At 72.6% G+C, this 11,082-nt stretch carries 9 protein-coding genes; 5 read left to right on the top strand and 4 right to left on the bottom strand.

What is annotated here, in order from left to right:
• Positions 1-146: 146 nt before the first annotated feature.
• Positions 147-1,985: a monovalent cation:proton antiporter-2 (CPA2) family protein gene (locus CSC65_RS07990; protein WP_238390316.1), complete on the top strand. Its 1,839-nt coding sequence runs from the start codon at positions 147-149 to the stop codon at positions 1,983-1,985.
• Between the two features lie 102 nt (positions 1,986-2,087).
• On the opposite strand, the gene CSC65_RS07995 is transcribed toward CSC65_RS07990, so the two are convergent.
• A complete protein-coding gene (locus CSC65_RS07995) occupies positions 2,088-5,387 on the bottom strand; it encodes an ankyrin repeat domain-containing protein (protein WP_162410030.1) in 3,300 nt (1,099 codons plus the stop codon).
• Positions 5,380-5,634 (bottom strand): YcgL domain-containing protein, encoded by a 255-nt coding sequence (locus CSC65_RS08000; RefSeq protein ID WP_162410031.1) that lies wholly within the window; start codon positions 5,632-5,634, stop codon positions 5,380-5,382. Before CSC65_RS08000 ends, CSC65_RS07995 begins: the two co-directional genes overlap by 8 nt.
• Positions 5,635-5,809: 175 nt before the next feature.
• Between CSC65_RS08000 and CSC65_RS08005 the strand changes: the two genes are divergently transcribed.
• The 4 genes from CSC65_RS08005 to CSC65_RS08020 all read left to right on the top strand — a co-directional run bounded on the left by CSC65_RS08005 (position 5,810) and on the right by CSC65_RS08020 (position 9,855).
• A complete protein-coding gene (locus CSC65_RS08005) occupies positions 5,810-7,015 on the top strand; it encodes a beta-ketoacyl-[acyl-carrier-protein] synthase family protein (protein ID WP_238390317.1) in 1,206 nt (401 codons plus the stop codon).
• Positions 7,012-7,782 (top strand): beta-ketoacyl synthase chain length factor, encoded by a 771-nt coding sequence (locus CSC65_RS08010; protein WP_162410033.1) that lies wholly within the window; start codon positions 7,012-7,014, stop codon positions 7,780-7,782. Before CSC65_RS08005 ends, CSC65_RS08010 begins: the two co-directional genes overlap by 4 nt.
• Complete coding sequence (locus tag CSC65_RS08015; protein WP_162410034.1) at positions 7,775-8,548, top strand: glycosyltransferase family 2 protein; 774 nt, start codon at positions 7,775-7,777, stop codon at positions 8,546-8,548. The genes CSC65_RS08010 and CSC65_RS08015 overlap by 8 nt, the downstream gene beginning before the upstream one ends.
• Before the next feature lie 74 nt (positions 8,549-8,622).
• Complete coding sequence (locus tag CSC65_RS08020; protein ID WP_162410035.1) at positions 8,623-9,855, top strand: cation:proton antiporter; 1,233 nt, start codon at positions 8,623-8,625, stop codon at positions 9,853-9,855.
• A 9-nt stretch (positions 9,856-9,864) separates the two neighbouring features.
• Here CSC65_RS08020 and fabG read toward each other — a convergent pair whose 3' ends face one another.
• Positions 9,865-10,605, bottom strand: a complete 741-nt coding sequence (fabG, locus tag CSC65_RS08025; RefSeq protein WP_162410036.1) for a 3-oxoacyl-ACP reductase FabG — start codon at positions 10,603-10,605, stop codon at positions 9,865-9,867.
• Positions 10,606-10,634: 29 nt separating this feature from the next.
• On the bottom strand, positions 10,635-11,075 hold the full coding sequence (locus tag CSC65_RS08030; protein ID WP_425501327.1) for a hotdog family protein: 441 nt from the start codon (positions 11,073-11,075) through the stop codon (positions 10,635-10,637).
• Positions 11,076-11,082 lie beyond the last annotated feature (7 nt).

The following is an 11,082-nucleotide window of genomic DNA, read 5'->3' on the forward strand; positions in this document are numbered from 1 at the left end:
ACCCGGGGGGCGACCCTGCCTGCGGGGCGGCCGGGGCCGCCATCGCCGGGTGTGGCCAGGCCGGCGCGGGCCGCGCGGGAATGGACCCGGCCCACCCATGGTGTGCACGGCGCCGCGCCGCATAATCCCGGGCGATGGACACCTCGATGACCTCCTCCCTTAGCCTGGAACTGGCGCTGGTCCTGCTGCTCGCCGCGATCATCGCGGTGCCGCTGTTCCGCAAGCTGGGGCTGGTCGCGGTGCTGGCCTACCTGGCCACCGGCGTGCTGCTGGGGCCGGACGGGATCGGGGTGGTCAGCGAGCCGGACCGGATCCTGGCGGCGTCGGAGATCGGCGTGGTCATGCTGCTGTTCGTGATCGGGCTGGAGCTGTCGCCCAAACGGCTGGCGCTGATGCGGCGGCAGGTGTTCGGTGCCGGAACTACGCAGGTGCTGCTGTCGGCGCTGCTGCTGGGTGCCGGGCTGCTCGCCTACCACGTGCACTGGAAGGGCGCGCTGGTCGCCGGGATCGGGCTGGCCCTGTCTTCCACCGCCGTGGGCCTGCAGCTGCTGGCCGAGCGCAAGCAGCTGGCCAGCGACTTCGGCCGGCTGGCGTTCGCGATCCTCCTGTTCCAGGACCTGATCGCGATTCCCCTGTTGGCCGTGATCCCGCTGCTGGGCGGGGTGAAGAACGAGACGCTGACCTGGACGATGGTCGGCCATGCGCTCGGCGCGCTGGCGCTGGTCTACTTCGGCGGCCGCCTGCTGATGCACCGTGCCTTGCGGATCGTCGCCGGCACGCAGGCGCCGGAAGTGTTCACCGCCACCGCCCTGCTGGCGGTGCTGGGCAGCGCCTGGATCATGCAGCAAGCCGGGCTGAGCCCGGGCCTGGGCGCCTTCATCGCCGGCGTGCTGCTGGCCGATTCCGAATACCGGCACGAACTCGAATCGCAGATCCAGCCGTTCAAGGGCCTGCTGCTGGGACTGTTCTTCATCGCCGTGGGCATGGGCATCGACCTGGACCGGATCGCCGCCGAGCCCGGCCTGGTCGCCAGTGGCGTGGCCCTGCTGTTGCTGGTGAAGTTCACCGTGCTGTTCGGCGTGGGCCGCGCCGCCGGCCTGTCGGCCAGCCATGCGCTGATGCTGGGCGGCACCTTGTGGCTGGGCGGCGAGTTCGCGTTCGTCGTGTTCCAGGAGGCTTTGCGTGTGGGGCTTGTGTCGACCGAGAACCACGACCGGCTGGTGGCGGTGGTCGGTGTGTCGATGGCGCTGATGCCGCTGCTGCTGCTGGCGCTTGACGGACGCATGCGTCGCCTCGAGGCCCACCATCCGCAACCCGAACCCCGGCATTTCGACGTCCCGGACGCGGCCTCGCACCCGCCGGAAGTGGTGATCGCCGGTGTCGGCCGTTTCGGCCAGATCGTGGCGCGGCTGCTGGCCGCCCAGCGCATTCCTTACGTGGCCCTGGACAGCAGCGCCGAACAGGTCGAAGACGTGCGCCGCAGCGGTGGCCGCATCTTCTACGGCGATCCCACCCGACCGGACCTGCTGCGCGCGGCAGGCGCCGACCATGCGCGGCTGTTCGTGATCTGCACCGACGATCCGGACAGCAACCTGCGCGCGGTGCGCCTGATCCGCCGCCTCTACCCGCACGCGAAGATCCTGGCGCGGGCGCGCAACCGCCAGCATGTATGGCGATTGATGGACCTCGGCGCCGAGCCCTTCCGCGAACTGCTCGGGACCAGCCTGGAAGTGGGCGAGCGCGTGCTGCTGGAACTGGGCGTGCCGGCGGATGTCGCCGCTGATCATGTGCAGCGCTTCCGCGAACACGACGAGACGCTGTTGCGCGACCAGTACCTGGTGTACGACGACGACGCGGCGGTGGTGCAGAACGCACGCGAGGCACGCAGGGACCTGCAGCGGCTGTTCGAGGCCGATTCGGGCGATGGCCCGGGGTTGGCGCAGGATTCCGGCGATTCGCCGCAAAGCACCGATCCGACCCGGTAGCCATACGGCTCGACCGCGTCGCACGCGGCGATCCGGCAGCCTCCCGCCCAGGCAGGCGTTACGCGCAAGGAAGAAGCGCAGGCAGCGCTCCGCAGGGGCGCCTCAGCCGCGTGGTTCGCGCAGGAACCTGGCCATGGAAACGCCGGTCTGGGCCGGTGCGAATTCGCCGGCTACATCGACGAAGCCGCGCATCACCGCGATCTCGCGCGGACTGCGGTTGAGCGTATCGCGCAGGTCCGGGTCGGCGCCGGCGCGCAGCAGGCGCTGGACCACGCCGCGCAGGCCATGCAGTGCGGCCAGGTGCAACGGACCGAAGCCGCGCGGGTCCTGCACTTCCAGCGACACGCCCTCCTCCAGCAGCCGTTCCAGGCCGGCCAGGACCACGTTCTCGTCGCAGGCACCGCCGGGTTCGGCACGCGCACCCAGCAGCAGCAGCAGGGGCGTCACGCCGCCGGCGGCCGGCATGTCCGCCTCGGCGCCGGCCAGCAGCAGGGTGTCGAACAAGGCGAGCAGGCGGGTGCGGTCGCGGCCGGTGAATCCGTAGAGCGCGGCACAGTGCAGCGGTGCCAGGCCCTGGCTGTCGCCTGCATCGATGTTGGCGCCGGCGGTGAGCAGGCGCGCGGTGATGTCGGCCAGGCCCAGCGCCGAAGCGAGCATCAGCACGGTCACGCCGCCGGGCAGGCGGTGTTCGAGATCGGCGCCGGCATCCAGCAACGCGGTCACGATCGCGGTCTGGCGCATGCTCACCGCGGCCGACAGCGGCGTGGCGCCACTGTGCGCGGCGTGCTGCGGGTCGGCGCCGCGTGCCAGCAGCAGGTCGACCGCCGCGGCATGGCCACCGCCGGCGGCACGCAGCAGGCCGGTACAGCCCTGCGCATCGACCGCATCGACCGGGAAACCGAGCTCGAGCAGGCGCCGCACCGCGTCGGCATCGCCGGCCATCGCCGCCGACACCACGTCGGCTTCGCGCAAGGGCCGCTTTGGCAGCGGCCATACGCGCCAGTCGAGCCAGTCGGCAAGATCGCGGCGGCCGCTGGCCAGGGCGACGCCCAGCGGCGTCTGCCCGTCGGCGGCGCGCGCGTCGGGCGAGGCGCCCTGGGCAACCAGCCGGCGCAACGCGGATTCGCGGCCCAATGCCGCGGCCAGGTGCAGCGCGGTCATGCCGTGGCTGTCGCGGACCTCGCGGTCCACGCCGGCGTCGAGCAGGGCATCGAGCAGGCGCAGCCAGCCCAGGCGCACCGCCAGCGACAGCGCGGGGTCGCCACCGGTGGAAGGCGCGAACGGATCGGCGCCCTGCGCGAACAGGTCGAGCGCCAGCTGCTCGTGGCTGCGCTGGGCCTGGTCGCGCTGCACGCATGCGGCGAGCAGGCGCGCCAGTCCGCCGGCACCGGCCGGCGAGGCGCCATGGCCGAGCAGGACCTGGATCGCGGCGGCGGCATCGCCTCCTTCACCGAGCAACGCGGTCAACGCGGTCTCACCGTCGATGGCCACTTCCGGGTCGGCGCCGTGCGCCAGCAGCCACTCGACCATCCCCGCGTGCGTGCGCAAGGTCGGGTCGTGCAGCAGGCCGCCCAGTTCGGACGGCGCACACAGCCGGGCCAGCGCCGCCAGCCCTTCCATGCGTCCCGCCTGCAGGCCATCGCGCAGCAGCGCCAGCGGCGGCCGCTCGTCGACCGGATTTTCCGCCGCGGCCTCGGCCACCGCCGCGGGTAGCGGATAGGCCGGATCGAGCGCGGCGACGATCGACCAGCGTCCGGACTCTGCGGCGATATCGATCGCGCGACGTCCGCCGTGGTCGGCCTGCGCAGGATCCACGCCCAGCTCGAGCAGGCGCCGCACCAGCGCCAGCGAAGCCTGTTCGGCGCCGGCAGCGAGGGCCAGGGCGTTGCGTCCCTCGGCATCGGTGGCGGCCACGTCGATCCGCTGCGCGGCGAGATGTTCGACCACGCCGCCGCGCAGCGCGCGTGCCGCCTCCAGCCAGGGCGTGCGCCCGGCGGCGTCGCGGACCTGCGGGTCGGCGCCGGCGGCCAGCAAGGCGGCGACGATGTCCGCATGCCCGGCCAGCGCGGCTTCGTGCAGCGCGGTGCGGCCGTTGCGGCCGGGCATTGCGACTTTCGCCTTGAACTTCAGCAGCAGCTGTACGCCGGCCGTGTCGTCTTCTTCGGTCGCCGCGGCGGCCAGCAGCGCCGGCTGGCCGTCCACCGGTTCGGGCCTGGCGCCGCGTTCGAGCAGGAACCTGGCCAGCCGCCAGTTGCCGCTGGCACAGGCCACGCCCAGCGGCGAGAAGCCTTCGTGGTTGAGCGCATCGATCTCGGCAGCGGCGTCGCGCAGCAAGGCGGCCACGCCCGGATCGGTGCTGCGCGCGGCGTGGTGCAGCGGGGTGTTGCCCTCGGTGTCGGCGGCCCGCGGATCGGCGCCGTTGGCCAGCAGGGTCATCACCGCTTCGGGACGGCCATGCCAGCTGTCGCGGGTCGCGGCCAGCAGCGGGGTCATGCCCGCACTGCCACTGTTGAGGTCCACGCCACGCACGATCAGCGCGCGCAGCAGGCGCAGGTCCGGCAGTACCGCCGCCAGCGCAGCCAGGCTGCGCTGGTCGCGCTCGCCGGCCGGGGGCGCGGCATGTGCGTCGGCGCCGGCATCCAGCAGCTGCAGGGCGCGATCGACGCGCCCGGTGCGGGCGGCGGCATGCAGTTCGGCGGCCAGCGCACCCGGATCACCCGTGAGGACCTCGGGCAGGGATTCGGCCGGCGGCGCGTCGGCCGCGGCAAGGAATTCTAGGGGCCCGGCCAGGGTGCGCGGCGCGGGCGCCCGCTGCAGGACCAGGTGCAGGGCCGGCTGCGCCAGGGCGAGCACCGCGGCCACGGCCCAGCGTGCAGGGGAGTCGAGCAGGCCCGGCCAGCCCAACAGCAGCAGGCCACCCAGGATCGCGGCCACGGCGCCGGCGGCGCCGAGCCCGGCCCAGGTGCCGGTCTCCTGCTGCGCCAGTCGCCGCCACGCGGTGCCAAGGTGCACGGCCTCGCGCTCCAGGGCCTGCCAGACCGGCCAGGTCCGCCACAGGCCGAGCAGCACCATCGCGCCCATCGCGCTGGCGCCCAGCGCGGCACCGAGGCCGCCGCTCTGGCGCAGGGCCTGCAGTGGCCAGGCCAGCAGCACAAGGGTGAACAGCAGGCCCAATCCCCACAGCAGCGACAGGCCGGACAGCGCCGGCTTCAGCGCGCGCAGGTCCGCAGGCACGGGCCGGGTGCCGGTCCACCAGGACACCGCAAGCGCCAGCAGCAGCTGGGCCAGCAGTCCGGGCAACAGCGACACCGGTCCCTCGATACCGGCCAGCACGCCCAGCGCGATGCCGGCGACACCGGCGCCCAGCGCGAAACGCCGCGAGCGTGGAAGGGCCTCAGCCATCGTCACGCACCGGCGGCGTGCCCGGTGGGAACTGGATGTGGAACCCGCGTGCGGCGAGATTGGTGCGGACCACCGCCGCATCGGCCTGGGCGAGACGGCGCCCGGGAGTCAGCATGACCTCGAGCACGAAGCCCAGTTCGCCCAGCTGCGCGCGCACCGGCTCGGGCACCCGTGTGAAGTCGTCGCGGGTGGCGAGGAACACATAGGTGTCGGCTTTGCGGAGGCTCTTGTAGACGTAGGCTTGCATGCGCGCGTGCCGCGCCCTGCCCTGTGTGGAGGAACCCGGGGATTGTGGATTAAATGCGGCAGGCGCGGAAGCGCGCGACCGCTGCTTCTCGCACTGCGACCGTTCATGTTCCTCCACACCGGACGCACGCGGGGCTGTGGCTATACTCGCCGGCCAGTCCGCCAGCCCGTCCCGCTTGCAACCAGTCCTTCCACCGCGAAGCGGCGCTCCACTCGCCATCACCGCCCATACCGCGACCACCGCGCTCGGGGCGGGCTTGCGTGCGCAACGCGAGGCCCTGCGTGCCGGTCGCAGCGGATTGCGCCGCAACGACTTCGGCCCCGAGCCACGCCTGGACTGCTGGATCGGCCGGGTCGACGGTCTGGAGCAGGTCGCGTTGCCCGCCGCGTTCGGCGAGTGGGAATCGCGCAACCATCGGCTGGCCTGGCACGCGCTGCACCAGGATGGCTTCCTCGACGCGGCCACCGCCGCGGTCGCGCGCCACGGCGCCACCCGTGTGGCGGTGCTGATGGGCACCTCCACTTCCAGCATCGGCGAAACCGAAGCGGCGTACGCGCAGCAGATCGATGGCCGCATCCCCGACGCGCTGGTGCGCCTGCTGGTGCACTCACCACACGCGCTTGGCGATTTCGTCGCACTGGCCACCGGCGCGCGCGGTCCGTGCATGACCGTGGCCACCGCATGCTCCTCCAGCGCGAAGGTCTTCGCACTCGCCGCACGGCTGCTGCATGCCGGGCTGGCCGACGCGGCGATCGTGGGTGGCGTGGACACCCTGTGCGGCAGCGTGCTCTACGGGTTCAACGCCCTGCAGCTGGTCTCGTCCGATCCATGCCGGCCGTTCGACGCGCGGCGCGACGGACTTTCGCTCGGCGAGGCTGGCGGATTCGCCCTGCTCGAACACGCCGGCGGCGACGCGCGCGCCTGGCTGTGCGGCTACGGCGAATCCAGCGACGCCCACCACATGTCCGCACCGCATCCGCAGGGCCTGGGTGCGCGGCGGGCGATGGCCGATGCCCTGGCCCGCGCCGGGCTCGAGCCGGGCTCGATCGGCTATCTCAACCTGCATGGCACGGCCACGCCCGCCAACGACACCGTCGAGGCACAGGCGATCGCCGCGCTGTTCCCCGACACGCTGCATGCCAGTTCGACCAAGGGCTGGACCGGACACACGCTGGGCGCGGCCGGGATCGTCGAATCGGTGATCGCCCTGCTCGCACTGGAAGACGGCCTGCTGCCGGGCACGCTCAACAGCCGCGAGCCCGATCCGGCCTGCGGTCCGCAGGTGCGGTTCCAGACCGTGCAGCAACCCATCGGATATGCGATGAACAACGCGTTCGGCTTCGGCGGCAACAACTGTTCCCTGGTGTTCGGCCGCGCATGAACCGCACGCCGCCCAGCGTCGGGATCGAAGGCATCGGCTTGTGGACCGCGCAGGCGCCTTCGTGGGCGGCGTACCGCGCCGTGCTGCAGGGCGCAGCGTTGGGCGACGAGGCCGTCACGCGGCCGGCACCGGCGCTGCTGCCGCCCAACGAGCGTCGGCGCGCCCCGGATACGGTGCTGGTCGCACTCGAGGCCGCACAGGCGGCCTGCATCGATGCCGGGCATGATCCGGCGACGCTGCCATCGGTGTTCGTGTCCACCTATGGCGACCTGGCGATCACCGAGAACCTCTGCCAGACCCTGGCCAGCGCACCGCTGGAACTGTCGCCGACCCGTTTCCACAACTCGGTGCACAACGCCGCGGCCGGCTACTGGACGATCGCCAGTGGCGCGATGGCGCCTGCCACCGCGATCAGCGCCGAATTCTCGATGGGCCTGCTCGAAGCGGTGGCGCAGCTCGCCACCGGCGCGCCGGGCGTGCTGCTGGTCGGCTACGACGGCAGCGCCCCCGGCCTGCTGCGCCAGGTGGCGCCGACCGAAGGGCTGCTTGGCGCGGCGCTGGTGCTGGGACCGCCCGTGGCGGGCCGGCCGCGGCTTAGCGTGTCGCTCGCCGACGGCCAAGCACCCGCCCCCACCACGCGGATTGCCCCAGGCAATGCGATGGCGCCGATGCTCGCGCTTTTCGAAGCACTGGCCCTCGGCGCCGCCCACGCGATCCTGCCGGCCGGTGACGGGCGCGTGCTGCACGTGGAGCTTCTCCATGACTGAGCATGGCGTGCGCACCGGTGAGGTCGCGGTGGTGATCCCGGCGCTCAATGAAGCTTTGCGGATCCGCGAAGTGGTCGAGCAGACGTTGCGCCATTGCCCCTGGGTGATCGTGGTCGACGACGGTTCCGACGACGGTACCGGCGAGCAGCTGCGCGACCTGCCGGTGACCGTGCTGCGCCATCCGCAACGGCGCGGCAAGGGCGCGGCGCTGCGCAGCGGCTTCGCCGAGGCGCACGCCCGTGGCGCGCGCGGCGTGCTGACTCTCGACGGCGACGGCCAGCACGACCCGGCCGACCTGCCGCGCCTGCTCGAAGCCGCGGCGCGGCATCCGCGCTGCATCGTGATCGGCGCGCGCCTGCGCCATCGCGCCGCCGCACCGCCGCACCGGCGCATGGCCAACGCCTTCGGCGACTGGGGCGTGGCCTGGGCCGCCGGCCACCGCATCGCCGACACCCAGAGCGGGCAGCGCTACTACCCGGCCTGCGTCATCGCGCTGGGCGACGTGCCCGGCGAGGATTTCGTGTTCGAGGCGCAACTGCTGATCACCGCGGCGCGCCGGCTCGGCGTGCATTGCGTGTCGGTGCCGGTGGAGACGCGCTACCGCGGCGACGATGGCGGCCCCCTGCGGCGCAGCCACTTCCGGCCGTTGCGCGACCTGTACCGGATCACCTCGCACGTGGTGCGCCAGGTGCTGGCGCACGGCGACGTGTGGAACGAATATCGGCGCGTGCGCGCGCAGGCGCCACGCCTGGATGCGGGTGGCTGAGGCGGGCAACGCACCGGCTGCGGGATCGATGTTGCTGTAGGGGTTTTTTCCTGGATTCCCTGGGGAGGGGACGCATGACCGGCCTGTTGCTGTTGCAGATCGCCGTGATCCTGGTCGCCGCACGCCTGTGCGGACTGCTGCTGGCCCGCTTCGGCCAGCCGCCGGTGATCGGTGAGATGGCCGCCGGTGTGCTGCTCGGCCCGGTCGTGTTCGGCGCGGCATTGCCGGACGTGCATGCGGCGCTGTTTCCGGTCGCGTCGCAGCCGGCTTTGTCGGGCCTGGCGACGCTGGGCATCGTGCTTTTCATGTTCGTGATCGGCGCCGAGCTGCGCGCACCGGAAGGCGCCCGCGCGCAGGTGCTGGCCGCCACGCGCGTGGCCAGCCTGTCGGCGCTGCTGCCGTTCGGACTGGCCCTGCTGGTCGCGCCGGTGCTGCACGGGACGCTGGCCCCGGCGGGTGTCGGCTTCTGGCCGTTCGCGCTCTACCTGGCCGTGGCGTTGTCGGTCACCGCGTTTCCGGTGCTGGCGCGGATCCTCAAGGACCGCCAGCTGCAGCAGAGCCCGATCGGGCGGCTGGCGCTGTCGGCGGCAGCTTTGCTGGACGTGGGCGCGTGGATCGTATTGGCGCTGCTGGTCGCGCTCACCGGCGATGGCGGCTGGTCCACCCTGGTGCGAACGCTGTCCGGACTCGCCCTCTTGCTGGTGCTGGTCTACGCCGGGCTCAGGCCGTTGTACGCATGGCTGCTGCGGCACCACACCAGCGATGGCCGGCCTTCGGGCACCGTGCTGGCCGCTTTGCTGGTCGGGTTGTTCGCCTGCGCGGCGGCGACCGAGTGGCTGCACCTGCACGCGGTGTTCGGCGCGTTCGTATTCGGCACCTGCCTGCCGCGCGACGACCGCCTGGTCCACAGCCTGGTCGAGCGCATCGAACACCTGGCCCTGGTGCTGCTGATGCCGGTGTTCTTCGCGCTGGCGGGCATGGGCACCACCGCCGACGCGTTCACCGTCGCCGGGCTCGGTGCGTTCGTGCTGATCCTGCTGGTCGCGGTCGTCGGCAAAATCGCCGGCGGCGGCCTCGGTGCGCGGCTGTCCGGTTACGGCACCCGCGACAGCCTGGCGGTGGGTTCGCTGATGAACGCACGCGGGATGATCGAACTGATCGTGATGAAGGTCGGCCTGGACGCCGGCCTGATCGGACCTGAGATGTTCACCCTGCTGTTGCTGCTGGCGCTCACCACCACGCTGATGACCGGGCCGCTGTTGACCCTGTTCGGGCGGGGCTCGCCGCCGGCGCAAGCCCGGCGCTGACGCCCAGGCTCAGGCCATGCCGCCGTTGATCCCGATCACCTGGCCGTTGATGTAGCCGGCGGCATCCGAACACAGGAACGCGACCAGCGCGGCCACCTCCTCCGGCCGGCCGGCGCGCGCGGCCGGCACCAGCTGCTTCAGCGTTTCGGCGGGGAACTGTGCATCGGCCATCGCGCCTTCGATCACGCCGGGCGCGACGACATTGACCGTGATGCCGCGGCTGGCCATCTCCCGCGCCAGCGACTTGCTGGCCCCGTGCAGCCCGGCCTTGGCCGCGGCGTAGTTGGCCTGGCCACGGTTGCCCAATACCGCCGCCACCGAGGACACGCTGACGATCCGGCCCCAGCGCGCACGCGCCATCGGCAGCAGCAAAGGCCGGGTGACGTGGAAGAAGCCGTGCAGCGATACGTCGATCACGCGCTGCCATTGCGCGTCGGTCATGCCTGCCATCGGTGCGTCGTCGTGGATGCCGGCATTGTTCACCACCACGTCGATGCGGCCCTCGCCCAGCAGCGCCTCCAGCGCCGTGGCCACCGCCGCACCGTCGGCGACGTCGAAAGCCACCGCCTCGGCCCGGCCACCGCGTGCGCGGATGGCCTCGGCCACCGCCTCGGCGCGTGCCAGGTTGCCGTGCGCATGCACGACGACGTCCATCCCGGCGTCGGCCAGGGCATGGCAGATCGCGCCGCCGATGTCACCGCTGCCGCCGGTGACCAGCGCGCGTCGGGAAGAAGTGTGCTCGGGTTCCATCGCCCTATTGTGCCAGCGCCGTGCCAGCGTCAGCCCGGCAAGCCGCCGCCCAGCATCGCCGCGGCGCGGCCGCTGGCGAGCAGGCGGCCATCGTGGTGGATGCGGAACACGTATTGCTGGCTGCTGCCGGAGGCGGCGACGAGTTCGGCCTCGCCTTCCAGCGCGCCGGCGAGGCCGTCGATCCGGTCCACCGCGAGCACGACGTCGCGCAGCGCGACCAGCACGCCTGCCGCGGCGCGGCCACCCTGCCCGGCCGCCAGAAGGCCGCCGTGCACCGCCATCGCCTGGGCGCCGTATTCGCACAGCGCCAGCGCGTGCAGGCGGCCGCGTGCGCGCAGGGGATGGCTCGGGTGGGCATGGTTCCACGCCCGCAAGCGGATGCCTTGCACATCCCAGCCGCTGACCTCGTCCCACAGGCACATCGGGCCCTGGTGCGGGACCCGGGCGAGGATGCCCGCGCGATCGAGCACCGGCGCG

The sequence above is a fragment of the Pseudoxanthomonas daejeonensis genome, assembly GCF_010093205.1.
GTDB lineage: Bacteria > Pseudomonadota > Gammaproteobacteria > Xanthomonadales > Xanthomonadaceae > Pseudoxanthomonas > Pseudoxanthomonas daejeonensis.